Source organism: Frigoribacterium sp. CFBP 13729 (genome assembly GCF_014841875.1).
Classification (GTDB): domain Bacteria; phylum Actinomycetota; class Actinomycetes; order Actinomycetales; family Microbacteriaceae; genus Frigoribacterium.
The window spans coordinates 779,004-805,574 of the sequence record NZ_JACYUR010000002.1 but is presented as its reverse complement, the minus strand read 5'-3'; the positions used below and the strand labels follow the sequence as shown (position 1 = coordinate 805,574).

At 72.8% G+C, this 26,571-nt stretch carries 26 protein-coding genes and 1 pseudogene; 9 read left to right on the top strand and 18 right to left on the bottom strand.

Annotation, left to right across the window (positions count from 1 at the left end; all coding sequences use genetic code 11):
- Nucleotides 1-55: 55 nt before the first annotated feature.
- The 6 genes from IFT77_RS10170 to thyX form a co-directional block, all read right to left on the bottom strand.
- Nucleotides 56-1,285, bottom strand: coding sequence for an ABC transporter permease (locus IFT77_RS10170; protein WP_192041329.1), 1,230 nt, complete (start codon nucleotides 1,283-1,285; stop codon nucleotides 56-58).
- A complete protein-coding gene (locus IFT77_RS10165; protein WP_192169890.1) occupies nucleotides 1,282-2,091 on the bottom strand; it encodes an ABC transporter ATP-binding protein in 810 nt (269 codons plus the stop codon). The genes IFT77_RS10170 and IFT77_RS10165 overlap by 4 nt, the downstream gene beginning before the upstream one ends.
- Nucleotides 2,091-3,107, bottom strand: a complete 1,017-nt coding sequence (locus tag IFT77_RS10160) for a biotin/lipoyl-binding protein (protein ID WP_192169889.1) — start codon at nucleotides 3,105-3,107, stop codon at nucleotides 2,091-2,093. The genes IFT77_RS10165 and IFT77_RS10160 overlap by 1 nt, the downstream gene beginning before the upstream one ends.
- A gap of 120 nt (nucleotides 3,108-3,227) precedes the next feature.
- Complete coding sequence (locus IFT77_RS10155; RefSeq protein WP_192169888.1) at nucleotides 3,228-4,904, bottom strand: ribonuclease J; 1,677 nt, start codon at nucleotides 4,902-4,904, stop codon at nucleotides 3,228-3,230.
- A gap of 100 nt (nucleotides 4,905-5,004) precedes the next feature.
- Nucleotides 5,005-5,982, bottom strand: a complete 978-nt coding sequence (gene dapA, locus IFT77_RS10150) for a 4-hydroxy-tetrahydrodipicolinate synthase (protein ID WP_192169887.1) — start codon at nucleotides 5,980-5,982, stop codon at nucleotides 5,005-5,007.
- Between the two features lie 62 nt (nucleotides 5,983-6,044).
- Nucleotides 6,045-6,827, bottom strand: a complete 783-nt coding sequence (thyX, locus tag IFT77_RS10145; protein WP_243833450.1) for an FAD-dependent thymidylate synthase — start codon at nucleotides 6,825-6,827, stop codon at nucleotides 6,045-6,047.
- Between the two features lie 160 nt (nucleotides 6,828-6,987).
- Here thyX and IFT77_RS10140 point away from each other — a divergent pair, with 160 nt between their 5' ends.
- Complete coding sequence (locus IFT77_RS10140; protein WP_192169886.1) at nucleotides 6,988-7,893, top strand: TIGR01777 family oxidoreductase; 906 nt, start codon at nucleotides 6,988-6,990, stop codon at nucleotides 7,891-7,893.
- Here IFT77_RS10140 and IFT77_RS10135 read toward each other — a convergent pair.
- Together IFT77_RS10135 and dapB are read right to left on the bottom strand one after the other, a co-directional pair.
- Nucleotides 7,890-8,330, bottom strand: a complete 441-nt coding sequence (locus IFT77_RS10135) for a tetratricopeptide repeat protein (RefSeq protein WP_192041324.1) — start codon at nucleotides 8,328-8,330, stop codon at nucleotides 7,890-7,892. The two genes, IFT77_RS10140 and IFT77_RS10135, sit on opposite strands and share 4 nt — an antisense overlap.
- Nucleotides 8,330-9,061: a 4-hydroxy-tetrahydrodipicolinate reductase gene (gene dapB, locus IFT77_RS10130; protein ID WP_123548690.1), complete on the bottom strand. Its 732-nt coding sequence runs from the start codon at nucleotides 9,059-9,061 to the stop codon at nucleotides 8,330-8,332. Before dapB ends, IFT77_RS10135 begins: the two co-directional genes overlap by 1 nt.
- Nucleotides 9,062-9,116: 55 nt before the next feature.
- Here dapB and IFT77_RS10125 point away from each other — a divergent pair, with 55 nt between their 5' ends.
- Entirely contained in the window at nucleotides 9,117-9,653 is a 537-nt protein-coding gene (locus IFT77_RS10125) for a GNAT family N-acetyltransferase (protein ID WP_192169885.1), read from the top strand.
- Here IFT77_RS10125 and IFT77_RS10120 read toward each other — a convergent pair.
- On the bottom strand, nucleotides 9,650-10,252 hold the full coding sequence (locus IFT77_RS10120; protein WP_123548739.1) for a histidine phosphatase family protein: 603 nt from the start codon (nucleotides 10,250-10,252) through the stop codon (nucleotides 9,650-9,652). The genes IFT77_RS10125 and IFT77_RS10120 overlap by 4 nt on opposite strands.
- A gap of 14 nt (nucleotides 10,253-10,266) precedes the next feature.
- Entirely contained in the window at nucleotides 10,267-11,625 is a 1,359-nt protein-coding gene (locus IFT77_RS10115) for a pitrilysin family protein (protein WP_192169884.1), read from the bottom strand.
- Nucleotides 11,626-11,868: 243 nt separating this feature from the next.
- Here IFT77_RS10115 and IFT77_RS10110 point away from each other — a divergent pair, with 243 nt between their 5' ends.
- Nucleotides 11,869-12,483, top strand: coding sequence for a TetR family transcriptional regulator (locus tag IFT77_RS10110; RefSeq protein WP_192169883.1), 615 nt, complete (start codon nucleotides 11,869-11,871; stop codon nucleotides 12,481-12,483).
- A gap of 84 nt (nucleotides 12,484-12,567) precedes the next feature.
- On the opposite strand, the gene IFT77_RS10105 is transcribed toward IFT77_RS10110, so the two are convergent.
- Both IFT77_RS10105 and IFT77_RS10100 read right to left on the bottom strand, forming a co-directional pair.
- Entirely contained in the window at nucleotides 12,568-13,611 is a 1,044-nt protein-coding gene (locus IFT77_RS10105) for an aldo/keto reductase (protein WP_371741007.1), read from the bottom strand.
- A 266-nt stretch (nucleotides 13,612-13,877) separates the two neighbouring features.
- Nucleotides 13,878-16,151, bottom strand: coding sequence for a polyribonucleotide nucleotidyltransferase (locus IFT77_RS10100; protein ID WP_192041320.1), 2,274 nt, complete (start codon nucleotides 16,149-16,151; stop codon nucleotides 13,878-13,880).
- Nucleotides 16,152-16,492: 341 nt separating this feature from the next.
- Here IFT77_RS10100 and IFT77_RS10095 point away from each other — a divergent pair, with 341 nt between their 5' ends.
- Entirely contained in the window at nucleotides 16,493-17,740 is a 1,248-nt protein-coding gene (locus tag IFT77_RS10095; protein ID WP_192169882.1) for a hypothetical protein, read from the top strand.
- Nucleotides 17,741-17,845: 105 nt separating this feature from the next.
- Here the strand turns inward: IFT77_RS10095 and rpsO are convergent, their stop codons facing one another.
- Together rpsO and IFT77_RS10085 are read right to left on the bottom strand one after the other, a co-directional pair.
- Nucleotides 17,846-18,115, bottom strand: a complete 270-nt coding sequence (rpsO, locus tag IFT77_RS10090) for a 30S ribosomal protein S15 (RefSeq protein WP_123520309.1) — start codon at nucleotides 18,113-18,115, stop codon at nucleotides 17,846-17,848.
- A 92-nt stretch (nucleotides 18,116-18,207) separates the two neighbouring features.
- Nucleotides 18,208-18,663 carry a VanZ family protein gene (locus IFT77_RS10085; protein ID WP_192041318.1) on the bottom strand — a complete coding sequence of 152 codons (456 nt, stop codon included), beginning with the start codon at nucleotides 18,661-18,663 and terminating at the stop codon, nucleotides 18,208-18,210.
- A gap of 119 nt (nucleotides 18,664-18,782) precedes the next feature.
- Here IFT77_RS10085 and IFT77_RS10080 point away from each other — a divergent pair.
- Nucleotides 18,783-19,526, top strand: a pseudogene (locus tag IFT77_RS10080) (M50 family metallopeptidase).
- Between the two features lie 14 nt (nucleotides 19,527-19,540).
- Here IFT77_RS10080 and IFT77_RS10075 read toward each other — a convergent pair.
- On the bottom strand, nucleotides 19,541-20,080 hold the full coding sequence (locus IFT77_RS10075) for an adenine phosphoribosyltransferase (RefSeq protein ID WP_146904723.1): 540 nt from the start codon (nucleotides 20,078-20,080) through the stop codon (nucleotides 19,541-19,543).
- Between the two features lie 182 nt (nucleotides 20,081-20,262).
- Here IFT77_RS10075 and IFT77_RS10070 point away from each other — a divergent pair, with 182 nt between their 5' ends.
- Genes IFT77_RS10070 through IFT77_RS10055 form a run of 4 tightly spaced genes read left to right on the top strand, consistent with a single transcriptional unit; the run spans nucleotide 20,263 to nucleotide 22,945 of the window.
- A complete protein-coding gene (locus IFT77_RS10070; RefSeq protein ID WP_192169881.1) occupies nucleotides 20,263-21,306 on the top strand; it encodes a M4 family metallopeptidase in 1,044 nt (347 codons plus the stop codon).
- Nucleotides 21,307-21,359: 53 nt separating this feature from the next.
- Nucleotides 21,360-21,698: a protealysin inhibitor emfourin gene (locus IFT77_RS10065; RefSeq protein ID WP_192169880.1), complete on the top strand. Its 339-nt coding sequence runs from the start codon at nucleotides 21,360-21,362 to the stop codon at nucleotides 21,696-21,698.
- Nucleotides 21,699-21,702: 4 nt separating this feature from the next.
- Nucleotides 21,703-22,302: a hypothetical protein gene (locus tag IFT77_RS10060; protein WP_192169879.1), complete on the top strand. Its 600-nt coding sequence runs from the start codon at nucleotides 21,703-21,705 to the stop codon at nucleotides 22,300-22,302.
- 52 nt (nucleotides 22,303-22,354) lie between these two features.
- Entirely contained in the window at nucleotides 22,355-22,945 is a 591-nt protein-coding gene (locus tag IFT77_RS10055; protein ID WP_192169878.1) for a DinB family protein, read from the top strand.
- Here IFT77_RS10055 and IFT77_RS10050 read toward each other — a convergent pair.
- The 3 genes from IFT77_RS10050 to IFT77_RS10040 all read right to left on the bottom strand — a co-directional run bounded on the left by IFT77_RS10050 (nucleotide 22,929) and on the right by IFT77_RS10040 (nucleotide 26,558).
- Nucleotides 22,929-25,211: a UvrD-helicase domain-containing protein gene (locus IFT77_RS10050; RefSeq protein WP_192169957.1), complete on the bottom strand. Its 2,283-nt coding sequence runs from the start codon at nucleotides 25,209-25,211 to the stop codon at nucleotides 22,929-22,931. The genes IFT77_RS10055 and IFT77_RS10050 overlap by 17 nt on opposite strands.
- 142 nt (nucleotides 25,212-25,353) lie before the next feature.
- Entirely contained in the window at nucleotides 25,354-26,184 is an 831-nt protein-coding gene (locus tag IFT77_RS10045; protein WP_197980652.1) for an aldo/keto reductase, read from the bottom strand.
- A complete protein-coding gene (locus tag IFT77_RS10040; protein WP_123548736.1) occupies nucleotides 26,184-26,558 on the bottom strand; it encodes an FKBP-type peptidyl-prolyl cis-trans isomerase in 375 nt (124 codons plus the stop codon). Before IFT77_RS10040 ends, IFT77_RS10045 begins: the two co-directional genes overlap by 1 nt.
- Nucleotides 26,559-26,571 lie beyond the last annotated feature (13 nt).

The window sequence follows — 26,571 nt, the reverse complement described above, 5'->3', positions numbered from 1 at the left end:
CGCCGACGCCGACCGGAGGCGGTCGGCGCGCCGGGCCCCGGGCGGCCCGCCCGGCTCAGTAGCGGATGGCGTCGATGACCTTGACCCGGACGGCGACGAGGGCGGGCAGCACCCCCGCCACGGCGCCGATCAGCGTCGCGGACCCCAGGCCGATCAGGGCGGCGGTGATCGGGAAGGGCGGCAGGTCGTCGACCGATCCCTGAGCGATGAAGCCCTGCACGGTCGGGTTCTGCACGACGAGCACGGCGACCATGACGCCGACGGCCCCCGCGACCACCGTGCCGGCGACGCTCTCGAGCATCACCGAGAAGAACACCCGGGGCGCCGTGGCGCCGAACGACCGCCGGACCCCGATCTCGCGGATGCGCTGCCGCACGGTGACCAGCGCGATGTTGACGAGTCCGAGCCCGCCGAGCAGCAGCACGAGCACGCCGACGCCCGTGATGATCAGCTTGATGGGCAGGAACGGGTCGGAGTCGCCCGCGTACGCCGCGTAGTCGGAACGGTTCACGTCGACCTGCACGTCGTCGCCGAGGGCCGCCGCGAGGTTGCCCTGCACCATCGTGCTCAGCTGATCGCCGGAGGACGTCGGCAGCCACATCTCGTACTGCGGCGTCTCGGCGTACCCGCCCTGGGAGAGCGGCACAAGGTCGTGCTCGTCCGAGGGCAGGAGGAACAGCCCGGGCGCCTCCTCGGCGTACTGCGCCGCCGTGACGCCCACGACGACGCCCGTCACCGAGTCCGTCCCGCTCAGCAGGAGGGTGGGGTGCGAGGCCACCGGAGGGCGGCCGAGCGTGTCCCAGAGCGCCTCGTTCACGACGACCGCCGGGGCCATGCGCTGGTCGTCGCCGTCGACGAACCAGGATCCCTCGGCCATGGACACCCGGTGCATCTCGCCGTACTCGGGGTCGACGACCTGGGCCGAGACGTCGGTGAGGCCGCCGGGCAGCTGGACGGACCTCGTCGTGAAGAGGTTCTCGGACGCCCACGAGATCTGGTAGCGCGACATCGTCGAGCGGAACTCGTCGTCGAGGAGGGCGGGGTCGAGCGGGGTCGCCCCCTGGCTGTAGGCCGACACCGTGTAGGTGGCGGGTCGCCCGCCGGACTTCTCGGACGACTCGCGGGTGGACTGCTCGGCGAGGCTGCCGAGCCCGACGACGGCGGTCAGCGCGGCGACGGCCACCGCGACCCCGATCAGGCTGAGCAGCACCCGCAGCTTGTTCACCCTCAGCTCGGACCAGGCCTCGACGAACGCCCCGACGACCCCCGACAGCAGCCCGCTCACGACACGACCTCGACAGGTGCCGGGGCGGAGGAGGAAGGACTCCCCGAGGCGGAGGAGACCGGAGCCCCGGAGGCTGTGGCGCCCGCCGGCACGAGGGCCGACGCCCCGGCCAGCCCGCTGCCCAGTCGCGCGGCCGAGAGCACGCCCGCGTCGAGCGAGTAGTGCCGGGCGGCGAGGCCCGCCACGGCCAGGTCGTGCGTGATGGTCACCAGGGCGGCGCCGGTGTCGGACGAGATGTCGTCGAGGAGGCGCATGACCGTCGCCCCCGTCTCGATGTCGAGCGCGCCCGTCGGTTCGTCGGCCAGGATGACGCGCGGGTCGCGCACCAGCGAGCGCGCGATCGCCACCCGCTGCTGCTCGCCGCCCGAGAGGCGGTGCGGCATCGAGTCGACGCGGTGCCCGAGCCCGACCTTCTCCAGCATCTCGGCCGCGATGGCCCGCCGGCGCCAGAAGCGCCGACCGCGGGCGTAGAGCAGCGGCGTCATGACGTTCTCGAGCGCCGTGCGGCCCTGCAGCAGGTTGAACTGCTGGAAGATGAAGCCCACCTGCTCGCCGCGGAGGCGGTCGCGGGCTCCCGAGCGCATGCCGCTGACGTCGACGTCGTCGAACCAGTGCGTGCCCGTCGTCGGCGCGTCGATGAGCCCCAGGATGTTGAGCAGCGTCGACTTGCCCGAGCCGGAGCGGCCGACGATGCTCACGTGCTCGCCCGCCTCGACCACCAGGTCGACGCCGCGCAGGATGTCGAGGGTCGCGTCGTCGGCGAGGGGGACCGTCTTCGTGACGCCCTCGAGCCGGATCAACGACATCAGCAGTAGACCTCTCCGGTCGTCGGGTCGACGCATCCCTCCTGCGGGGCGACGGCGCCGGGCACGAACTCGAGGACCATGTCGCCCTCGACGAGGCCCCCGGTCACCTCGACGGTCGTGCCGTCGTTGATGCCGAGCGTGATCTCCCGCTCCTCCTCCGTGCCGTCGGCGCCGACCACGGTCACGACGCCCTTGCCCGCGGCGCCCTCGACCGCGGTGAGCGGCACCGTGAGGACGTCGGTCGCGACGCCGGCAGGGATCGTCAGCTTCGTGGCGAGGCCCGCGAAGACCGTGACGTCGCCGGGGACGGCGCACGTCACCGACTGCCCCGAGACGCCCGTGCCCGACGAGTCACCGGTGTCGCCGGCGGTCGTGGTGCCCGCGCCGGCGCCGGCGCCGCCGATCGAGAGGCCGGTGCAGGCGAACGGCGCCGGGCCGCCCTGGATGGACGCGGTGCCCTCGGCCGGCCGGCTGACCAGGCGGTAGAGCTGGTCGGCGGCCAGCGCCCCCGTGACGTGGAACGTCGGAGGCGCCACCTTCGCGACCGTGTCGCCCACGGCCACCTCCTGGTCCTTGATGACGGAGAGCTCCGTCACGGTGCCCGCGACGGGCGACGTCACCACCGCGGTCTTGACGATCGGGGCGCGCTCGGTGACCGTGCCGTCGGCCGAGACCAGCGCCTCCTGCGGGGTCTCGGAGCGCAGCGTCGCGATCTTGTCGCCCGCGGCGACGGCCTGGCCCTTCTCGACGACCACGGTCACGACCGAGCCGGCCAGCGTGGCGGGCACGGTCGAGGCGGCATCGGCCTCGACGGTGGCGTCGACCGTCACGTCGTTCGTGACGGTGCCGACGGCCACGGCGACCTGGGGCTCGACGGCCTCGCCGGTCGGGACCGCCACGGAGCCGGTCGCCGCGTCGGGCGCCGCGAAGAACGCGAGCTTGACGAGGGCCACGGCGATCGCGACGAAGATCAGGATGCGGAGGATCGGGAAGATCCAGGTCTTGGCGACGCGCACGGGCGACTCCCCCTTCGGAGCAACGGACGGAACGTGCTCACCATAGGAGTCGGGGGACGACGGAGGCCTCAGCCGCCGGGATGACTTCCCGAACGAGCCGAGGCCTCGTGCCGAGCCGCGTCAGGCGCCGATGACCACCGGCACGATCATGGGACGACGACGGTGCTGCGTGTTCACCCAGCGGCCCACCGTGCGGCGCACGACCTGGCTGAACTGGTGCGTGTCCCGGGTGCCGTTCTCGGCCGCCTCGGCCAGCGCGGCGAGGATCTTGGGCATGACGTCGTCGAAGACCCGCTCGTCCTCGGCGAAGCCGCGCGACTGGATCTCGGGGCCGACGACGACACGCCCCGTCGTGGCGTCGATCGCGAGGAAGACGGAGATGAAGCCCTCCTCGCTGAGGATCCGCCTGTCCTTGAGGTCGGCGTCGGTGATCTCGCCGACGGTCGAGCCGTCGACGTAGACGTAGCCGAGGTCGAGCTGGCCGACCACCTCGGCGACCCCGTCGCGGAGGTCGACGACGACGCCGTCCTCGCCGAGGATCGTGTTCTCGCGCGGCACGCCGGTGCGCTCGGCCAGGGCGGCGTTCGCGTAGAGGTGCCGGTGCTCGCCGTGGACGGGCATGACGTTCTTCGGACGGAGGACGTTGTAGCAGTAGAGGAGCTCGCCGGCCGAGGCGTGGCCCGACACGTGCACCTTCGCGTTGCCCTTGTGCACCACGTTCGCACCGAGCTTGGTGAGCCCGTCGATGACCCGGTAGACGGCGTTCTCGTTGCCGGGGATGAGGCTCGAGGCGAGGATGACCGTGTCGTCCTGCCCGATCTCGATCTGGTGCTCGAGGTTCGCCATCCGGGCGAGGACGGCCATCGGCTCGCCCTGCGAGCCCGTGCTCATGTAGACGATGCGGTCGTCGGGGAGGTCCTTGGCCTTCTTGGCGTCGATGAGGACGCCCTCGGGCACGACGAGGTAGCCCAGGTCGGCGGCGATGCCCATGTTGCGGATCATCGACCGGCCCATGAACGCGACCCGGCGCCCGTTGGCGTGGGCGGCGTCGAGCACCTGCTGCACGCGGTGCACGTGGCTCGAGAAGCTCGCCACGACGACCCGGCGCGGTGCCCGGCGGATGACGTCGTCGAGGACCGGTCCGATGTCGCGCTCGAGGGCGGTGAAGCCCGGCACGTCGGCGTTGGTCGAGTCGGGGAGGAACAGGTCGACCCCCTCCTCGCCGAGGCGGGCGAAGGCCCGCAGGTCGGTGATGCGGTCGTCGAGCGGCAGCTGGTCCATCTTGAAGTCGCCCGTGTGCAGCACGAGGCCCGCGGAGGTGCGGATCGCGACGGCGAGGGCGTCGGGGATCGAGTGGTTCACCGCGACGAACTCGAGGTCGAACGGGCCGAGGGTCTCGCGCCCGCCCTCCTTCACCGTCAGCGTGTAGGGCTTGATGCGGTGCTCCTTGAGCTTCGCCTCGATGAGGGCGAGCGTGAGCTGCGAGCCGATCAGCGGGATGTCCGCGCGGAGGCGCAGGAGATAGGGCACCGCGCCGATGTGGTCCTCGTGACCGTGGGTCAGCACGACGGCGAGGACGTCGTCCAGCCGGTCGCGGAGGGGCGAGAAGTCGGGGAGGATCAGGTCGACGCCCGGCTGGTGTTCCTCGGGGAACAGGACCCCGCAGTCGACGACGAGCAGCTTGCCGTCGATCTCGTAGACGGTCATGTTGCGCCCGATCTCGCCGAGGCCGCCGACCGGGATGACCCGGAGCGTGCCGTCCTCGAGCTTGCGCGGGGTCTTGATGGTCGTGGGCATCGTGTCCTTCGGGTCGAGGTCGGGGCTCGTGCCCCGGGGATCGAGGTCTCCGTCGGCCCGCGCGCCGCGCCGTCGACACGGCCGGCGGCGTGCCGCGTGGTCAGCGCGTGGTGCCGTGCACCTTGGGCAGGGCGCCGCCGGCCGCGGCGTTGCGGTCGGGGCGGAAGCGGCTGAGGTCGAGCCCGGGGATGTCGCCGACGTGCGAGAGCTCGTCCTCGATGAGCGCCGCCTCGCTGTCCTCCGGGCCGACGAGCGGCAGGCGGACACGGGGGCTCGAGATGCGGCCGAGGCCGTGCAGGATGTACTTCGCCGCGACCGTGCCGGGCACGTGCGTCATGACGGCGCGCACCAGCGGCTCGAGCATCTTGTGGGCTGCCGTGGCCGTGTGCAGGTCGCCTGCGTTCACGGCGTCGATCATGGTGCGGTACGGCGCGGAGACGATGTTCGCCGTCACGCCGATGAGGCCCGAGGCGCCGATCGCCAGGTGCGGGAGCACGTTCGCGTCGTCGCCCGAGAAGTAGAGCAGGTCGGTCTGGTTGATGACGCGGCTGACCTCGGCGAAGTCGCCCTTCGCGTCCTTGACGGCGACGATGTTCGGGTGCTTCGCGGCACGGAGCAGCGTCTCGTACTTGATCGGGATGCCCGTACGGCCGGGGATGTCGTACAGGATGACCGGCAGGTCGGTCGCGTCGGCGATCATGCGGAAGTGCGTGAGGACGCCGGCCTGCGTGGGCTTGTTGTAGTAGGGCGTGACGATCATGACTCCGTCGGCGCCGGCCTTCTCGCTGGCCTTGTACAGCTGGATGGCGTGGGCGGTCTCGTTCGAGCCGCCGCCCGTGATGATCTTCGCGCGCCCCGCGGCGACCGACTTGCCGACCTCGACGAGCTTGAGCTTCTCGGGGTCGGTCAGGGTGCTGGTCTCACCCGTCGTGCCCGTGACGACGATGCCGTCGGCACCCGCCGAGACGCAGTCGTCGATGTGCTTCTCGACCGCCGGCCAGTCGACCTCGCCGTCGGCGGTGAAGGGGGTGACGAGAGCGACGAGGACCTGCCCGAAGGGGTTGCTGATGTTCGACACGTCGACCAGCGTACTGTCTCGCCCCGCGCGGATCGCCCCTCGGAGGGTCAGGGTCGACCCGGTCAGGGAGCGACGCGGCCGTTCGTGCCGAAGGCGGCGTAGGTGAGCGGCATGAGCTCGGCCCAGATGTCCTCCATCTTCTCGGCGCACATCTCGATCTCGCGCTGCGGGAACGACGGGAAGTGCGTGCCCTCGCGCTTCGTGCGGAGGCTGAGGAAGTTCATCAGCGACCGTGCGTTCACGGTGACGTACATCGACGAGTAGATGTTCAGCGGCAGGACGATGCGGGCGACCTCGCGGGCGATGCCCTCGTCGAGCATGCGCTTGTAGGCCGCGTAGGCCTCGCGGGAGGTGCGTTCGGTCTCGGACCGGACGAGCTCGCTCTGCTCGGGCGTGCCGGGCAGGAAGTCGTAGGCGCCGGGCTTGCCCACCTGCTGCAGGTTGCGGGTCGCGGCGGGGACGTAGAAGACGGGGTTGAGCTCGCGGTAGCGACCGCTCTCTTCGTTGTAGCTCGCCATGCGGTGACGCATGAACTCGCGGAACACGAAGATCGGCGCCTGTACGTAGAAGGTCATCGAGTTGTGCTCGAAGGGCGAGCCGTGGCGGTCGCGCATGAGGTAGTTGATCAGGCCGGCGCCCTTGGTCGCCTGGGCCCCGTCGGCCGAGGCCTGTGCGCCCTCGAGCGTCTGCTCGCCCATGGTCGAGACACGCGCCGCGAAGAGGACGTCGGAGTCGTGCGCGCTCGAGCGGACCAGCTCGACCGTGACGTCGCTGCGGAACTCGACGGGGTCGGCGGCGGTCTCGGGAGACGAGGAGGCAGGGGTCACGGCGTCGGCATCAGTCACGGCCACGACTCTACCTCCGACCACCGACGACGCTCGATCGGCGGCCGGCTCGGCCCCGCGGCCCGGGGGCCGGCGCCCGGTCGACCGGGAGGAGGCGCGGCTACGCTCCCGGGGAGGCGCACATCCCCTGCGCCGCACCTCCTCGAGAAAGACCGGGCCCATGACCGCCGACTCCCTCACCGTCCTCGTCTCCGGCGCCTCCGGCCTGGTCGGCACCGAGCTCCGACGCCAGCTGGTGGCCGCGGGCCACACGGTCGTCGCGCTCGTCCGGCGCGAGGCCCGCGACGAGGGCGAGGCGACGTGGGTGCCCGCTGCCGGGATCGTCGACCGCACCCTGCTCGACCGGGCGGACGCCGTCGTGAACCTGAGCGGCGCCTCCCTCGGCCGACTGCCGTGGACGACGGGCTACAAGCGCGAGATCCGTGACTCCCGCGTGACGGCCACCGCCACGTTGGCGCACGGCATGGCCGGCGCCGAGCGGCCGCCCGCCGTGTTCCTCAGCGGCTCGGCCGTGGGCATCTACGGCGACCGCCCGGGAGAGCGCCTGACCGAGCAGAGCCCCCGCGGCAGCGGCTTCCTGAGCGACGTCGTCGCCGACTGGGAGGCCGCGACCGCCCCGGCGCCCGACGCCACCCGTGTCGTCCACCTGCGCACCGGCGTCGTCGTGGGCCCCGGCGGCGCCATGGCCCCGTTGCTGCCCCTCACGAAGCTCGGCCTCGGCTCGCGCCTCGGCACCGGCGACCAGTTCTGGCCGTGGATCAGCCTGCACGACGAGGCCGCGGCCATCGTGCACCTGCTGACCTCGGGCCTCAGCGGCCCCGTCAACCTCGCCGGCCCCACGCCCGCGACCAGCGACGCCCTGACGCGACGGCTCGCCAAGGACCTGGGACGCCCCTACGCGCTCACGGTGCCCGAGGTCGTCATCAGCACGGCGATGCAGGAGGCGGGTCGCGAGATGCTGCTGCCCAGCCAGCAGGTCGTGCCGGAGGCGCTGCTCGCGGACGGCTTCGCCTTCCGTCACCGCACGGTCGACCAGGCGGTCGACGCGCTGGTCGGCAGCCGCTAGGCCGCGGACCGCATCCGCGACGCCTTGCGGACTGCCTGTCGGGCCCGCCTGCGGTCGCCGCACGCGTCGTAGGCCAGGCCGAGCCGGAACCAGGCGCGCCAGTCGTCCGGGGCGTCCTCGACGGCCTGTGCCCATCGGGGGAACGCCGCGTCGGCGGCGGAGCGTTCGTACCGGCCCGAGGCACGGCGCGGGACCTCGTCCACCGGCAGCTCGCCTGCCTCCTCGAGCTCGCGCACCATCTGCTGCGTGTGCACCCCGAAGCGCAGCTCGGCGACCAGCGCGAAGATGCCGAGCACGGGCAGCACCAGCAGCGCGACGCCGAGCACGACGGCCACGGGCTCGCCGGTCATGACGAAGAGGTACGCGCGCTGCGCGACGAGGACGACGTACAGGAGGAGGAACAGCGCCATGACGAGCGCCGCGGTGCGGCCCTTCATCAGTCGAGCGGCAGCACGCTGTCGAGCCCCACGACGACGCCCTCGACCCGGGGCGCCTCGGCCATGGCGACGAGCAGCCCCTGCTCGTAGGCGCGCTGCGAGATCGTGTCGTGCGTCAGCGTGAGCGTCTCGCCCTCGCCGCCGAAGACGACCTCCTGCTTCGCGACGACGCCCCGGAGGCGCATGCTGTGCACGGGGACGCTGGCGACCTGCTGGCCGCGGGCGCGCTGGTCGGAGAAGGGGGCGGAGACCGGGCCGAGCTCGCGGCGCGCCTCGGCGATCAGCTCCGCGGTGCGGACGGCCGTGCCGGAGGGCGAGTCGACCTTGCCTTGGTGGTGCGCCTCCACGATCTCGACGCTCTCGTAGAAGCGCGCCGCCATCGTGGCGAACCGCGTCGCGAGGACGGAGCCGAGCGAGAAGTTCGGGACGACCAGGACGCCGGGGCCGCCGACGTCGGCGACGACGGTGCGGAGCTTCGCCACCCGCTCGGCGTTCCAGCCGGAGGTGCCGACCAGGACGGGGAGGCCGGCCCGGACGACGTGCTCGACGATGCCGGGGCTGACGGCCGGGTGCGTCACGTCGACCACGAGGTCGGCACCGCGCACGTCGTCGAGGTCGTCACGGGAGGAGAGGCCGGCGTGCAGCTCGAGGCCCGGGGTGCGCCGGACGAGGTCGACGACGAACGAGCCGAGCGTGCCCGTGGCTCCGACGACGGCGATCTGGGAGGTCATGGGCTCCAACCTACCCGGCGGCGCCCGGGGGCCCGCCCGACCTAGCATGGTGCGCATGCCCCGGTTCCGTGCCGTCCCCGTGTCGTCCCCTGCCGCCGCCGACCTGCTCGAGGCGTACTTCGCCGAGCGCCGGGAGACCTTCCCGTCGGGGAAGGGCAGCTACCGCACCCCGTCGCCGTCGGACGCGACCTTCACTCCCCCGGCCGGGTCGTTCCTCGTCGTCGAGGACGAGGCCGAGGACGCCGGCGCCGGATCCGCCGCCGAGCCCGGCACGGTGCACGCCCTGGCGTGCGGCGGAGTCCGCCGCATCGACCCGACCGAGGAGGGGCTGGTCCGGTACGAGGTCAAGCACGTCTACGTGCGCCCGGAGGCCCGCGGGCGAGGGCTCGGTGGCCTGCTGATGGCCGAGCTCGAGGAGGTGGCCGCCGGCCTGGGCGCGGACCTGGTCGTCCTCGACACGAACGAGAGCCTCCTCGCGGCCGGTGCCCTCTACCGGGCGACCGGCTACCGCGAGGTCGAGCCCTACAACGACAACCCGAACGCGACGACCTGGTTCGCCAAGCCGGTGGTGCCCCGCGAGCCCGTCGGCTAAATCGGCTGCTCGACCGGCAGGCCGGTGCGCAGCTCGACGGGGAGGTGGCCCAGGTCGTTGTGCGTCACGAGCTCCGGCGGCTTCGCCGACCGGACGCGGATGATGGTCAGGCCGGCGTTGGCCTGGTTCACGCCCATCCAGCGCCAGTCGGGAGCCCCGAAGACCTCGCGCACGAACCACCCGATGACGAAGTTGTGCGTGATGAGCAGGTCGTGGCGATCCTCGCGCGAGGGCGTCAGCCACTCGGACACCGCGTCGGCCATCTGTGCCTGGCCTGCCTCGATCTCGTCCTCGGTGACGCCGCCGAAGAAGGGCTTGTAGGCGGACGGCATGTCGGCCGTCGGGCCCGACGGCACGCAGTCGAAGAGCAGGGTCGACGGCTGCGACTCGAGGGCCGGGAGCCGCTCGGTCATGATGCGTGCCGTCTCGGCCGCCCGCTCGAGCGGGGAGTGCCAGGCGGCGGAGAACGGGACTCCCCCGAGCCGCTCGGCGAGGAGGCGCGCCTGTCGCTTGCCGCGCTCGGACAGCGGGCCGTCGGGCAGCCCGTGCTCGGCGTCCTGTTGCTCGCCGTGCCGGACCAGGTACAGGTAGTGGGACACCGTCGTCTCCTGACTCATGGGGTGACCGCCGCCGACGTCGTCGTCGGGGGCGTGAAGGAGGATCCGTCGACGTCGCCCACGACCACGGTCGAGAGGGGGCCGGACCGGAGCTCACGGGCGAGGTCGCGCACGTCGCCGAGACTGACGCGCCCGAGCCGGGCGAGGGAGGCGTCGAGGTCGACGAACTCGCCGGTCGACAGCTCGGCCCGGCCGAGGCGGTTCATGCGGGTGTCGCTGTCCTCGAGCGCGAGGGCGGCGGCGCCGCCGAGCTGGCCGAGCGCCCGCTCCCGCTCGAGCTCGGTGACGCCCGAGTCGGCGACACGGTCGAGCTCGTCGAGCATGAGCTGCCCCACCATCTCGACGTTGCTCGGCGTGCAGCCGGCGTAGAGGCCGAACAGCCCGGCGTCGGAGTAGCTCGGGGCGAACGAGTAGACCGAGTAGGCCAGGCCGCGCCGTTCGCGGATCTCCTGGAACAAGCGGGACGACATGCCGCCTCCCAGGACCGAGTTGAGGACGGCGAGGGCCGGGCGACGGTCGTCGGAGGCGGAGATGCCCGGCATGCCCAGCAGCACCGTCGCCTGCTCGAGGGGCCGGCGCACGACGAGGGTCGGCTCGCTGGGCGTCGGCACGACGAGCTCGGTCGAGCGTCGGGGCACGGGAGCGGCCGCCTCGGTCGACCACGGCGACCTCGCGAGAGCCCGCTCGAGCCGCTCGACGACGTGGTCGTGGTCGACGGCCCCGGCGATCGTGACCACGAGGTCGCGGGGCCGGTAGTTCGCCAGGTAGTGCGCGTGCACGTCGTCGCGCCGCGCCTCCTTGATGCTCTCGGGGGATCCCCCGATCGGGCGCCCCACCGGGTGCTCGCCGAAGACGGACTCGAAGAGCCGCTCGCCGGCCACGTCCGCGGGGTCGTCGTCGGCCATCGCGAGCTCTTCGAGGATCACGCCCCGCTCGGTCTCGAACTCGCCGGGCTCGAGGGCGGAGGCGGTGAGCATGTCGGCGAGGACGTCGACGGCGTCGTCCAGGTCGACGTCGCGCACCCGGGCGTAGTAGCAGGTGTACTCCTTGGCCGTGGCGGCGTTGTGCTCGCCGCCGACCGACTCGAAGGCGACCGCGATGTCGAGGGCGGAGCGCGTCGCCGTCCCCTTGAAGAGGAGGTGCTCGAGGAAGTGGGTGGAGCCGCGCTCGCCGGGCTGCTCGTCGCGGGAACCCACGGCGACCCAGAAGCCGACGGTCGCGCTGCGGGCCCCGGGCATCTGCTCGGTGAGGACGCGGACGCCCGTCGGGAGGAGGGTGCGCCGCACGAGTGCGTCGCCCGTCGCGCGGAAGGAGAGCTCGACCGAGTCGAGTGGGAGGGAGACCGGGCCGTTCATCGCGTCGAGCCTACGGGACCGCACCTCGGCACGGCCCGACCGTCGGAGCTGGCACCCGAACTGGGGGACGGTCGTGCGGACAAACAGACGGTTCAGTCTGTCCTCCGCGGTGTTAGAGTCGGGGGACCGCCGGCGAGACACCCCCCTGCCTCGCCGTCGGCGGCTGGTCGGAGGTCATCCGGCGGTCCGGAGCAGACGTCCCCCCGCGCTGCTCCAAGCCGATATGCCTCGAGGAGCCACGCTGTGACGGTCGATTCCCCCCCTCCGGCCGTCCAGCGTCTCCCGGGGCGGCCCCGTGCCGACCAGACGACGCCCGGCGCCCGGGACCGCGTCCTGACGACGGCCGACCGTCTCTTCTACGACGAGGGCGTCCGCGTCGTCGGCGTCGACCGCCTCATCGCCGAGGCGTCCGTGACGAAGGCCACGTTCTACAAGCACTTCGGCGCGAAGGACACCCTCGTGCTCGAGTACCTGCGCGTGAGGCACGAGCGTGCCGTCGCCGGGCTCGAGGCCGTCGTCGCCGCGTCCCCCGGCGGCGCCGCGACCGTCCTCGCGGTCGTCGACGAGGTCGTCGTGTCACTGCAGTCGCCTCGCTTCCGCGGCTCGGCCTTCGCCAACGCCGCCGCCGAGTTCAGCGACCCGACCCACCCGGTCCGCACCGCCGTGGCCGAGCACCAGGAATGGCTCACCGACGCTCTCGTCGAGCTCTTCAAGGACGCCGACCACCCGATGCCCGGCGACGCGGCCGACGACTTCCTGCTGGCGCTCGACGGCGCGCTCGTGGGCGCGTACTGCGGCGACGCCATCGCGGCGTCCGCAGCGCTCCGCCGGACGGCCGAACGCCTCCTGCCGGCCTAGCCCGCCGCCGCTCCCGGCCCGGTCGAGCAGGTCGGGCCCGTCGGGCGGCTCAGGCCCGTCGCACGGACCGGGCCGACCGTTCCGCTAGGCGGAGACGCGGTCGAGCTCGAGCACCTGGGTGCGCGTGAGCTTGACCGTGGCCGCCTGCGCGAGCTCGACGACCTGCTTGGCGTTCGTGGCGCTCGCCACGGGCGCCACGACGTGCGGCTTGGCGAGGAGCCAGGCCAGGGCCACGGCCGCCGTCGAGACCTCGTGCGCCGACGCGACGCTGTCGAGCTCGTGCAGCACGCGCAGCCCCTTCTTCGTCAGGTAGCCGGAGACCCCGCGGCCGCGCTTCGTGCCGGCGAAGTCGGAACGTGAACGGTACTTGCCCGTGAGGAACCCGCCGGCCAGGGCGAACCGGGGCATGACCCCGAGGCGCAGCTGAGCCGCGACGCGTGCCAGGCCCTTCTCGTACTCGGCCCGGTGCATGAGGCTGTACTGGTTCTGCAGGGCGACCATCGGGGCCACGCCGAGCATGCCGGCGGCGATGCGCGCCTCGTAGAGCCGGTTGCCCGAGTGGTGCGACCCGCCGAACCAGCGGACCTTGCCCGCGCGGATGAGGTGGTCGACGGCGAGCAGGGTGCGCTCGAAGGCGACCTCGGTGTCGTCGACGTGCAGGTACAACAGGTCGATGTGGTCGGTGCCCAGGCGCTCGAGGGACGCCTCGACGGCGCGCTCGATCGAGCGCGGCGAGAGCCCGGGAGCGTCCGCGCCCTTGCCGACCTTGGTCGAGACGACCATGTCGTCGCGCGATCGGCGCGAGCGCATCCACGAGCCGATCATGACCTCGCTGCGGCCGCCCGCGTAGCTGTCCGCCGTGTCGACGAAGTTGCCGCCGTGGTCGTAGTAGGCGTCGAGGACCGACATGGTGTCGGTCTGGTCGGCGGTCCAGCCGAAGACGTTGCCGCCGAGCGCGACGGGGAAGACCCGGAGGTCGGAGACCCCGAGTCGACGTCGGGGCTGGATGATGCCGAGGTCGACGGGCACGGTCGCGTCGCCGACGGTCTCGGGGAGGCGTGCCGGCAGGTCGACGGGAGGTGCGGAGGGCGTGGTGGGACCGGGGATGCCCGCCGACGTGTTCGTCACTCCGTGCCCTTCGTGGTCGTGGCGTCGTGCGCGTGGGTACGCCGGACGACCACCTCGATGTGCCGCCTGAGATGGCCCGGGAGCACCGTGCTCGCTCCTGGTGCAAGCGTACGTGCTGAGGTCGCCGCGCGCCTGCCGCCGCACCCGATCGTTACGAGATCCGGCACCCCGAGTTCGGGGGCTGCCCCGGGAGGGCCGGCACCGACGACGGAGCGCCCGCCCCGACGTGGTCGGGACGGGCGCTCCGGCTGACTGCCGTTCGGGGACTAGACCTCGACGGACTCGTCGTTCGACTGCTCGGCGGCGCCGCTCGAGTCGGTGTCCGCCTCGTCGGCGACGACGGGAGCGAGCGACAGCTTGCCGCGGTCGTCGATCTTGGTGATCTCGACCAGGATCTTCTGTCCGACCCCGAGGACGTCCTCGACGGCCTCGACGCGCTTGCCGCCGGCCAGCTTGCGGACCTCGCTGATGTGCAGCAGGCCGTCCTTGCCGGGGAGGAGCGAGACGAAGGCGCCGAACGACGCGATCTTGACGACAGTTCCGAGGAACTGCTCGCCGATCTCGGGGTTCGTCGGGTTCGCGATCGCGTTCACCTGGGCGCGAGCGGCCTCGGCCGAGGGACCGTCGACGGCGCCGATGTAGACCGTGCCGTCCTCCTCGATCGAGATGTCGGCACCGGTGGTGTCCTGGATCGAGTTGATCGTCTTGCCCTTCGGGCCGATCAGCTCGCCGATCTTGTCCTGCGGGATCTGGACCGAGATCACGCGGGGCGCGGTCGGGGCCATCTCGTCGGGCGCGTCGATGGCCGAGTTGAGCACGCTCAGGATGGCGGTGCGCGCCTCCTTGGCCTGCTTCAGGGCGGCGTCGAGGACGGCGGTCGGCAGACCGTCGAGCTTCGTGTCGAGCTGGATGGCCGTGACGAACTCGGACGTGCCGGCGACCTTGAAGTCCATGTCGCCGAGGGCGTCCTCGGCACCGAGGATGTCGGTCAGCGCGGCGTACCGCGTCTGGCCGTCGACCTCGTCGGACACGAGGCCCATCGCGATGCCCGCGACCGGCGCGCGCAGGGGCACACCGGCGTTGAGCAGCGACAGGGTCGAGGCGCAGACGGAGCCCATCGACGTCGAGCCGTTGGAGCCGAGGGCCTCGGACACCTGACGGATGGCGTAGGGGAACTCCTCACGCGACGGCAGCACCGGCACGAGGGCGCGCTCGGCGAGGAAGCCGTGCCCGATCTCGCGGCGCTTCGGCGATCCGACGCGGCCGGTCTCGCCGGTCGAGTAGGGCGGGAAGTTGTAGTGGTGCAGGTAGCGCTTCTTGGTGACCGGGCTCAGCGAGTCGATCTGCTGCTCCATCTTGAGCATGTTCAGCGTGGTGACGCCCATGATCTGGGTCTCGCCGCGCTGGAAGATGGCGGAGCCGTGCACGCGCGGGATGACCTGCACCTCGGCGTCGAGCGGACGGATGTCGGCGAGGCCGCGACCGTCCATGCGGACCTGCTCGGTGAGGATGCGGTCGCGGACGACCTTCTTCGTCGCCGACTTGTAGGCAGCGGAGACCTGGCCGGTGGCCTCGGCGGGCAGCTCGCCCGCGTCGACCTTGGCCGAGATCGCGTCCTTGACCTTGCCCTTGAGCACGTCGTCGGCGTCCTGGCGCTCGGTCTTGCCGGCGATCTTGTAGACCTCGGCGAGCTCGGTGCCGGCGGCCTCGGTGACGGCCGCGAGGACCTCGTCCGTGTAGGGCAGGAAGACCGGGTAGTCGGCGATCTCCTTGAAGGCCTGCGCGGCCATGGCCGACTGCGCGTCGACGAGCTGCTTGAGGAACGGCTTGGCCGCCTCGAGGCCCTGGGCCACGACGGCCTCGTCGGGCTTGGTGGCGCCGCCCTGGATGAGGCCCCAGGCGTGCTCGGTGGCCTCGGCCTCGACCATCATGATGGCGACGTCCTCGTTGCCCGCGGCGTCGGTGACGACACGGCCGGCGACGGTGAGGTCGAAGACGGCCTCCTCGAGCTGCGAGGCCTTGGGGAAGGCGACCCACTGGTCGCCGATGAGCGCGAGGCGCACGCCGGCGATCGGGCCGGAGAAGGGCAGGCCGGAGATCTGGGTCGAGGCGCTGGCGGCGTTGATGGCCAGGGCGTCGTAGAACTCGTCGGGCGCGATGCTCAGGACGGTGATGACGACCTGCACCTCGTTGCGGAGGCCCTCGACGAACGAGGGACGCAGGGGCCGGTCGATGAGACGGCAGACGAGGATGGCCTCGGTGGAGGGGCGACCCTCACGGCGGAAGAACGAGCCGGGGATCTTGCCCGCGGCGTACGAGCGCTCTTCCACGTCGATGGTGAGCGGGAAGAAGTCGAAGTTGTCCTTCGGCTTCTTGCTCGCGCTGGTGGCCGAGAGGAGCATCGTGTCCTCGTCGAGGTACGCAGCGACGGCTCCCTGAGCCTGCTGGGCGAGACGGCCGGTCTCGAATCGGATGGTGCGCTTGCCGAACTTGCCGTTGTCGAGGACGGCTTCGCCGAACTTGATCTCTGGACCCTCCATGTGGGGGCTACTCCTCTTTGTTTTGCATCGAGGCCCCGTGTGGGCATCGATGTGCATCGGGAGCGGGCGGCGAGGACGGCGTGAGGACACGCACGTGCAGCAACGCGACGGAGGCGGCGGCACGTCTGGTCAGCGGAAGAAACGGTCGGACCCGCCCCGCGACCCCGTGCTCGGGACTCTCTGCGTGCACGTGTCGGGGCGTTCCGCCTGTCACCACCGGTGACCAGCAGCCAGACCGGCCTGCTCCGAGGGCGATGGTAGCACCCGGCCCCTCGGGGACCAGGGAGGCGACCCCCGCTCGGGGCGGCGCCCCGGGCCGGAGCCCCGGCTAGGGTCGACGGATGCACGCACCGCGCCTCCCCCGCCGCCCGGGGTCGAGCGCGGCCTCCGCGATCGCGACCGCGGTCGCCTGCTCGGCCGTGCTCGTGCTGAGCGCGGGCCTGCCCGCCGTCGCCGTGGAGGCGCCGACCGGGGACGCCGCGTCGGTGCAGCAGCAGATCGACGCGGTCGTCGGCTCGCTCGACGAGCTGGAGGCCGGCGCCGCCGACGCGAGCGAGCGCGCCGTGGTCGCCGAGGGCGCGAGCACCCGGGCCTCCGACGCCCTCGCCGCGGCTGCGGCGCTCTCGGACCAGCTCGACGCGCGGTCCGCCGAGGCCGAGTCGACCGAGGAGGCGGCCCACCGGCAGGCGGGACAGCTCGCCGCGCACCTGGCCCGCGCCGGCAGCGGCGCGTCGACGACCAGCGTGCTGCTCGGCTCGGACCACCCGGACGAGGTGCTGCGCCAGCTCGGCACCCTCACCCAGCTCGGGGACCGCTGGCAGGTGGTGCTGGCGGACGCCACCACGAGCAGCAACGAGCTCGCCTCGCTCCGCGACCAGTCGGAGGCCGCTCGTGCGGAACGCGAGCGCCTCGCGACGGAGGCGGCGCAGGAGGCGTCGGCCGCCTCCTCCGCACAGGCCGCGGCCGACGGCGCGGTCGCGTCGGCGACGAGCCGCACCGACGAGCTCTACTCGCAGCTCGCCGCGCTGCGGCAGAGCACCGCCGACGCCGAGCGCACGGCCCGACGGGACGCGGCGGTCCGCGCCAGCACCGAGCAGGCCGGCGCGGCGGCGGCTGACCGCGGAGCTGCCTCCGGCGGCAGCGGGGCAGGGACGCCGGCACCGCCTGTCGGCGCTCCGGCACCTGCCGCGCCCAGGCCGGCCCCCACACCGGCACCCGCGCCTGCACCGGCTCCCGCACCGGCCCCCGCTCCGGCTCCGGCTCCCGCACCGGCTCCCCCGGCCGGGGTCGTCAACGACCCGGCCGGGGCGAAGGCGTACGCGGCGTCCAAGATCGGCACGGGGTCCGAGTACACCTGCCTCGTGCAGCTCTGGAACAAGGAGTCGGGCTGGCGGACGAACGCGCAGAACCCCACGAGCGGCACCTACGGCATCCCGCAGGCGAACCCGGGCAGCCTCATGGCCTCGGCAGGGCTGGACTGGCGGACGAACTACCGACCCCAGGTCGACTGGGGCCTGAGCTACATCGCCGGGCGGTACGGCACGCCGTGCGGTGCCTGGGGCTTCTTCGTGCGGAACAACTGGTACTGAGCCGGCCCCTCCGGTCGCCGTCGCGCGTCAGGGCTGCAGCTCGGACGAGAACGGCCCCCGCCCTGCAGAGCAGGACGGGGGCCGGAGTCGAGACTCGGAGGTCGACTAGCGACGCAGGCCGAGACGACCGATCAGCGTGCGGTAGCGCTCGATGTCGACCCGGGACAGGTAGCCCAGGAGACGACGGCGCTGGCCGACGAGGAGGAGCAGGCCACGACGCGAGTGGTGGTCGTGCTTGTGCTCCTTGAGGTGCTCGGTCAGGTCGAGGATGCGCTGCGTCATCACGGCGATCTGGACCTCGGGGGATCCGGTGTCGCCGGGGTGGGTCGCGTATTCTTCGATGATCCGGGTCTTGACGTCAGGTGCGAGTGCCATTCAGGATCCCCTTCCAGTTCGTTGCGCGGCGCCCGTCACAGGATGTGCGAGCTCTCTTGTTCCGCGGCCGTTCAGACGGCAACCTGGCGAGCTTACCAGACGGGTGCCGGACGAGGTGAGCTGCGGCGGGCTCGCGAGCGGCGGCGGCTCGGCAGCACGAGACCGACGAACGCGGCGCCGATCGCCGCGCCGATCGTGTTCATCAGGATGTCCTGCGGGTCGGAGAACCGCGTCGACGAGAGCGCGGTGGCCTGGTAGAACTCGATGGCGCAGGTCGCGGCGAAGCCGACCACGACGCCGACCCACCAGGCGCGCTTCGGGAGGAGCAGCGCGGGGAACATGCCCATGGGCACGAACATGGCGACGTTCGCCGCCGCCTCGACCCGGGCGAACGTGATCCAGCTCGTCTCGTCGTGGCGACCGAAGAAGTCGAGGGCGCGCCAGAGCAGCTCGGACGTGCCGTCGCCGTAGACCGACGGGCGCAGCGTCATCCAGGCCACCCCGGCGAGGTAGACGAGGCTGAAGAGGAGGAGGACGGCGCGGCGCATCCGTCCATGGTGCGGCACTCCCGCTCGGAAGACGCTGCCCGGAGCCGAGGACCATCCTCCCGACGGAGACGATCGACCCTGGGGAGGGAGGACCGGGAGGCGCCTCCTAGGCTGGCGGGATGGACGAGACCACCGCCTCCTTGGCCGCTCTGTGGGCCCGGGTCGCGCAGCGCGCCGACCCGCTCCCCCTGTCGTGGATGCTGCTGGCCGTCGCCGCCGGGGCCGCGCTCGTGCTGCTGCCGGGGACCTGGCACACGGTGCGGCACGCGGTGACGGTCGTGCACGAGGGCGGCCACGGCCTGGCCGCCGTGCTGACCGGGCGGCGGCTGACGGGGATCCGGCTGCACTCGGACACGTCCGGGCTGACCGTCTCGCGCGGGCCGCGGTCGGGGCCGGGCATGGTGCTGACCCTGCTGGCGGGCTACACCGCCCCCGCGCTCGCGTCGCTCGGCGCCTCCTGGCTGCTCGGCGCGGGCTTCGCCGCCGGGCTGCTCTGGGCGCTGCTGCTGCTGCTCGCGCTGATGCTCGTGCAGATCCGCAACTGGTTCGGCCTGTAGGTCGTGCTCGTCGGCGCGGCCGTCGTCGCGGGCGTCACGTGGCTCGCGCCGGTCGAGTGGCAGCAGGTGTTCGGGCTGGTGCTGGTGAGCGTGCTGGGCCTGGGCGCCCTCCGCGCCTCCGTCGAGCTGCAGTCGAGTCGTCGGCGAGCGGCGCGCCACGGCGCCCGCACGGAGTCGGACGCCGACCAGCTCGCCGGGCTGACCCACGTGCCCGGCGTCCTCTGGGTCGGCGTGTTCGTCGGGGTCGCGGCGGCGTGCCTCGTCGGGGCGTCGCTGCTGCTGTTCCCGGGGTGGCTCGCGCCCTAGGTCCGGCTCGCGCCCTAGGCGGGGGCGCTGCCGAGGGCGTGCACGGGGATGCGCGACGCGAGGCGTTCGCGGCCGGGCAGCCCCTCGAGCTCGAGGAGCACGGCGATGCCGACGACCTCGTAGCCCGCGCGCTCGAGCAGGGTGACCGTCGCGTCGGCCGTTCCGCCGGTGGCGAGCACGTCGTCGACGACGAGCACCCGGGTGCCCGCGGGCAGCTGGCTCGGCCGCAGCTCGAGCGTCGCCTCGCCGTACTCGAGCGCGTAGCTCTCGCTCAGGACCTCGCCGGGCAGCTTGCCGGCCTTGCGCACGGTGAGGACGCCGACGCCCTGCTCGATCGCGATGCCGCCGGCGAGCGCGAAGCCCCGGGCCTCGATGCCGGCGACGGCCGTGAAGGCCCCGTCGAACGGCTCGGAGAGGGCGGCGGTCACGGTCGCGAAGGCGTCGGCGTCGGAGAAGAGCGGCGTCACGTCGCGGAACAGGATCCCGGGGACGGGGAAGTCGGGGACGACGGCGATCATGCGGTCGACGAGGGCGGAGGCGTCGGAGGCGGTCATCCGGTCGACGCTACCGGCTCTCGGAGGTCGCCCCGCACCTCCGGGGCCCGCGCCCCCTCGCCGGCGGACCGCCCCCTCGCGGGCGGACCGCCCGCTCGCGGGGTCGCTCGGCCGACCGGCCGCTCGTGACGATCGTGTGAACGGACGGCCCCGATGTCGGGGGCCGGTGACAGAGTCTGTCCATGACCCGCTACATCGTGCCCCCGTACCTGCTCGCCCACCTCGCCGCGGCCGACACCGAGCGCTTCACACGAGCTCCCGAGGCCGCCCGGCACGGGCTGCGGCAGATCGACGAGGTGCGCGCCGCCCGCAGCGAGGCGCCGCCCGTGCGGCAGGGCGCCGTCGCCCGGGGCCCCGAGGTCGAGCGCACCATCTCGGACGCCCAGGGCACCGAGCAGCTGCCCGGGGTGCGGGTCCGGGGCGAGGGCGAGCCCGAGGGCGACGACGTCGCGGTGACCGAGGCGTACGACGCCCTCGGCGCGACGCACGCGCTGTTCCGCGAGGTCTACGGGCGCTCGAGCATCGACGGCGCCGGCCTGCCCCTCGACGCGACCGTGCACTACGGCCAGGACTACGACAACGCGTTCTGGAACGGCGAGCGGATGGTCTTCGGCGACGGCGACGGCGAGGTCTTCGGCCGGTTCACCGCCTCGGTCAGCGTGATCGGCCACGAGCTGGCCCACGGCGTCACGCAGTACACGGCGAACCTGGAGTACCAGGGGCAGTCGGGCGCCCTGAACGAGTCGGTCAGCGACGTCTTCGGCGCGCTCGTCGAGCAGCACCTTTTCGACCAGACGGCCGGGCAGGCGACGTGGCTGATCGGCGAGGGGCTCTTCACCGAGGCCGTCGAGGGCCGCGCGCTCCGCTCGATGTCGGCGCCGGGCACGGCGTACGACGACGACGTCCTCGGCAAGGACCCCCAGCCGGCCCACATGGACGACTACGTCGAGACGACCGACGACAACGGGGGCGTGCACCTCAACTCGGGCATCCCCAACCGCGCGTTCTTCCTCGTCGCCGACGCGCTGGGCGGCCGCGCGTGGGAGCGCGCGGGGCAGGTCTGGTACGACACGCTCGTCGGCGGGCAGGTGTCGCCGACCGCCTCCTTCGCCGAGTTCGCCGCTGCCACCGTCTCGGCGGCGACAGCCCGGTACGGTGCCGACTCGGAGGAGGCGCGGGCCACGGCCGCAGGCTGGCAGGGCGTGGGCGTCGACCCGGCGGCCTGAGCACCGGGCCTCCCTCCCCCGGCAGCTCGCTGCCGCGGAGTAGCATCGCGGCCATGATGGTGACCGTCCAGAGGTCCGGCGGCTTCGCCGGGCTCACCCGCACCTGGCAGGTCGACGTGGACGCCGAGCCCGACACCGAGTCCTGGCTCGTGCTGCTCGACCTCGTGCCCTGGCAGGAGGCGCCCGCCCCGACCCAGCCCGTGCAGCCGGACCGCTTCGTGTGGGTCATCTCGGCGGAGACGTCGCCGGCGAAGAAGGCCAAGCTGCCGGAGCAACAGGTGACCGGACCCTGGCGGGAGCTCGTCGACCGGGTGCGCGAAGTGAGCGACGCCGAGCGCGCGGGCGAGCGCGGGGCCCCGCACGACTCCACCGCGCCGGGCAACGAAGGCTGACCGCGTGCCCTCTCGAGACACCGTCTTCGCGTCCGTGGCCGCGCTCGTCGTCGTGGGCGGCGCGGTCGGGATCGGGCTGGTCGGATCGGCGCAGCCGTCCCGGGTCGTCGGCGCCGAGAGCGCCCCGCCCTGGCCCGTGCCCGCCGTGGGCGACCGGCTCGACCGTGCCGAGCTCGCGGGCATGCAGAACGTCTGGGGCGAGGACCTCGCGATGCACGTGCACACGCACCTCTCGATCATGGTCGACGGCGAGGCCGTGACGATCCCCGGCGACATCGGGCACGACGCCGAGACGAAGCTCGCCGCTCCCCTGCACACCCACGACACGTCCGGCATCGTGCACGTCGAGTCGCCCCGACGGGAGTCGTTCGTGCTGGGCCAGCTCTTCACCGAGTGGGACGTGCACCTCGACGCCGTGAGCATCGGCTCGCTCGGACCCGACGACGGCCTCGAGCTGACGACGTTCGTGGACGGGAGCCGCTGGACGGGCGACCCGGCCGGCATCCGGCTGAGCGACTTCGAGGACGTCGCGCTCGTGCTCGCGCCCCGGGGCGAGACCGTGACCGCGCCTCCTGCGTTCGCCTGGCCGCCCGACTACCGCTGAGCGTCCGCGGCAGAGCTGGCGGCGAGGGGCAGGGAGGCGGCACCCTGGGGGCATGGACGAGAAAGAGACCCTGCAGCGCTACCTCACGAAGCAGCGCGCCGACCTGCTGGCGAAGCTCGACGGGCTCGACGAGTACGACGCCCGGCGTCCGCTCGTGGCGAGCGGCACGAACCTGCTCGGCCTCGTCAAGCACGTCGCGAGCGTGCAGCTCGGCTACCTCGGCGAGGTCTTCGACCGGCCGTCGCCGCAGGAGATGCCGTGGCTGACGGACACGAGCGAGCCGGAGGCGGACCTCTGGGCGACCGAGGACGAGACGCGGGAGGCGATCGTCGCGTTCGCTCGGCACTCGGCCGACCACGCCGACGCGACCGTCGCGGCGCTCGACCTGGACTCCCCCGGCGTGGTGCCGTGGTGGCCTGCCGACAGACGGGACGTCACGCTGCACTCGATCCTCGTGCACCTGTGCGTCGAGACGGCGCGTCACGCCGGCCACGCCGACCTCGTCCGCGAGCTCGTCGACGGCAAGCTCGGCAACGGACCGGCCGACCCGAACGTCCCGGACCGGGACGACGAGGGCTGGCGCGCCCACCACGACCGGGTCGAGGCGGCTGCCCGGGCCGCCGGCGCTAGCCGACGACCGTGAGGCGCTGCGTCGGCCGGGTCATCGCGACGTAGAGGCTCGCCGCGCCGCGGGCGGCGCCCGTGCGGATGCCCTCGGGGTCGACGAGCACGACGCTGTCGAACTCGAGGCCCTTCGAGGTGGCGGGGCTGAGCACCGAGATCGGCCGGGTCAGCGACGCCGTGCCCGGCGCCACCTGCCCGGGGAACAGCGGGTCGAGTCCCGAGACGAGGTCCGCCACGAGGTGCTGCGGCGCGATGACTGCGAGCGTCCCCTCGGAGTCGATGCCGCGGTCGGCGGCGACCGCCTCGACGGCCGCGGCGACGAGGGCGTCGTGCGCCGCGCCTCCTCGGCTGTCGCCCGCGGCGGCGAGGGCAGGCACCGCGATCTCGCGGACCGGCCACTCGCTCGACCGCACCGACCGGCTCGCCGTGATGGTCAGCCCGTTCTCGACGGCCAGGCGTTCGGCGTGCTCGACGATCTGGCTCGGCGTGCGGTAGTTGACCGTGAGTTCTTCGAGGCGCCAGGGCGCCGATGTGCCGGCGACGCTCGAGCCGCGACGACGGCCGAGCAGGGCCTGGAGCGCCCTGTCCCACGAGGAGGCGGCGGCCGGGCTGGACGCCTGGGCGATGTCGCCGACGACGGTGAACGAGCGCAGCGGGCAGCGGCGGGACAGCAGCCGCCACTGCATGGGCGACAGTTCCTGCGCCTCGTCGACCACGACGTGCCCGAAGGCCCAGGTGCGGTCGCCCGCAGCGCGCTCGGACGTGGTCATCGACGCGGCGCGCTCGGCGAAGCCGCCGGCGATCTGCTCGGCCGACACCATGCCCTCGACGCCCATGTTCTCGATGGCGCGCTCGGCGTTCTCGATGTCGCGCTTGCGCTGCTGCTTGCGCGCCAGCTTGTCGGGGTCGACCCCGGCCTGGAACTCGCCGAGCAGCTCGGCCGCCTCGTCGAGCAGCGGCACGTCGGAGATCGTGAACTGCGAGCCGCGGGGACGCTGGAGCAGGGCCCGCTGCGCCGGCGTCCAACGCTGGGTGATGGTCGCGAGCCAGTTCGGGCGCGCGAACAGGTCCTCGACGAGCTTCTCGGCCGTCAGCGGCATCCACGCGGTGTTGAGCAGCACCCGCACGTCGTGCGACTGGCGGATGTCCTCGCGGAGCACCGCCTCGTCCGACTCGTCGACCGTCGTGCCGTGCTCGCGCATCTGCGACACGAGCAGGCGGGTCAGCGCCGAGAGCGCCGCCTTGTTGAAGGTGACCCGGCCGAGGTTGTGCTGCTTGCCCCTCTCTTGCGCACGCCGCATGGCGTCGCCGATCAGCTCGGGCTGCACGACGAGCCGCTCGCCGTTGATGTCGATCGTCGTCGCCTGCGTCGGCCGGACCTGACGCGAGCGCACGGCTCGCTTGATCAGCTCGGCCATCTCGGCCGAGCCCTTGAGCGCCGCGACGTCGGGCGCGTCGTCGACCTGGGTCTCGAGGTCGGGGTAGAGCCCGCCGAGGCTCGACAGCACGACGCCGCTCTCGCCGAGCGACGGGAGCACCTGCTCGATGTACCGCAGGAACGACCGCGACGGACCGACGATGAGCACGCCCGAGCCGCGCAGGCGGTCGCGGTGCGAGTAGAGCAGGTAGGCCGCGCGGTGCAGGGCGACGGCGGTCTTGCCCGTGCCGGGCCCGCCCTGGACGACGAGGACGCCGTCGAGCTCGGAGCGGATGATCCTGTCCTGCTCGGCCTGGATCGTGGCGACGATGTCGGTCATCCGGCCGGTCCGCTGGGCGGTGAGGGCCGCCATCAGCGCGCCCTCGCCCTGCAGCTGCACGTCGTCGCGGTCGAGCAGGTCGGGGTCGAAGACCTCGTCCTCGAGGCGGGTGACGGCGCGCCCGGCGAGCGTGAGGTGGCGGCGGGCTCGGACGCCCATGGGCGTCGCCGCGGTCGCCTGGTAGAAGGCGCTCGCGCCGGGCACCCGCCAGTCGAGCAGGATCGGGTGGTGCTGCCGGTCGCGCAGGCCGACCCGGCCGATGTAGCGGAGGGCGCTGCCGGTCTCGTCCGGCCGCTCGAGCTCGAGGCGGCCGAAGGCCAGCCGCTCGTCGACGGCGCCGAGCTGGGTGATCGTGTCCTCGTAGAGCTTCGCGAACGCGTCCCGCTCGCTGCGGCTCTGGTGGTTGCCGCCCACGGCTTCTCGCCGGGTGCTCTCCAGCCGCACGCGGGCGTCGGCCTTCAACTCGTCCAGACGCGCGTACAGCGTGGCCACGTAGGCGCGTTCGCGCTCGAGCTCAGATGACACCAGGTTTGCTCCACCCCTCGGGAAAAGACGGCACGCCAGTCTACCTGTGCCCGGGCGCGCCTCCGCCCCCACCCGCGACGACGCCCGCGCCCTCCGGGGAGGACGCGGGCGTGTCGAGCCGAGCGGGTCGAGACCGCAGGCGGAGCTAGAACTCCTCGTGCGTCTCGGGGTCGCCGTCCCAGAGCCGGCCGCGCTCGAGGCCGCTGATGCGCGCCACCTCGTCGTCGGACAGCTCGAAGTCGAAGACGTCGAGGTTCTCGCGCTGGCGACCGGGGTCGGCCGACTTGGGCACGGGCACGGCGCCGAGCTGGACGTGCCAGCGCAGGACGACCTGGGTGGGCGTCTTGCCGTGGGCACGCGCGATCTCGGTGACCACCGCCTCCTGCAGCAGCTCGCTCTGCTTGGCGAGCGGGCTCCAGCTCTCCGTGACGATGCCCATGCGCTCGTGCACCGCGCGCATCCCCGCCTGGGGGAAGTACGGGTGCAGCTCGATCTGGTTCACCACGGGCACGACGCCGGTCTCGTCGGCGACGCGCTGCAGGTGCTCCTCGGTGAAGTTCGAGACGCCGACGCTGCCGACGAGGCCGTCCTCCTGCAGCTTCACGAACGCGCGGAACGAGTCGACGTACTTGTCGACCCGGGGCAGCGGCCAGTGGATCAGGTAGAGGTCGACGAAGTCGAGGCCCAGGTTGGCGCGGGTCTCCTCGAAGCTCGCCAGCGTCTCCTCGTAGCCGTGGTGCCGGCCCGGCAGCTTCGACGTGACGACGAGCTCGTCGCGCGGCACGTCGACACGGCGGACGGCCTCGCCGACCGCCGCCTCGTTGCCGTAGTTGAGGGCCGTGTCGAGGAGGCGGTAGCCGGACTCGATCGCCGTGGCGACCTGGCCCGCGCCCTCGTCGCCGTCCATCCCGTACGTGCCGAGGCCGAGGGCCGGGATGGTCCGGCCGTCGGCGAGGCCGATCGAGGGGGCCGTCATCAGCTGACGCCGAGGAGGTCGATGACGAAGATCAGGGTCTTGCCGGAGAGCGGGTGCCCGCCGCCGACGGGACCGTAGGCGAGGTGCGGCGGGACGACGAGCTGGCGGCGGCCGCCGACCTTCATGCCGGGGATGCCCTCCTGCCAGCCGCGGACGAGGGCCGCGAGGGGGAAGTTGATGGGCTCGCCGCGGCTCCACGACGCGTCGAACTCCTCGCCGCTGTCGAACTCGACACCGAGGTAGTGGACGTTGACGGTCGAGCCGGACTGGGCCTCGTCGCCGTCGCCGACCGTGATGTCGGTGATCTCGAGCTCGGCGGGAGCAGGAGCGGTGGGGGCGTCGATCTCGGGCTTGGTGCTGGGGTCGTGAGTCATGGCTCCATCCAAC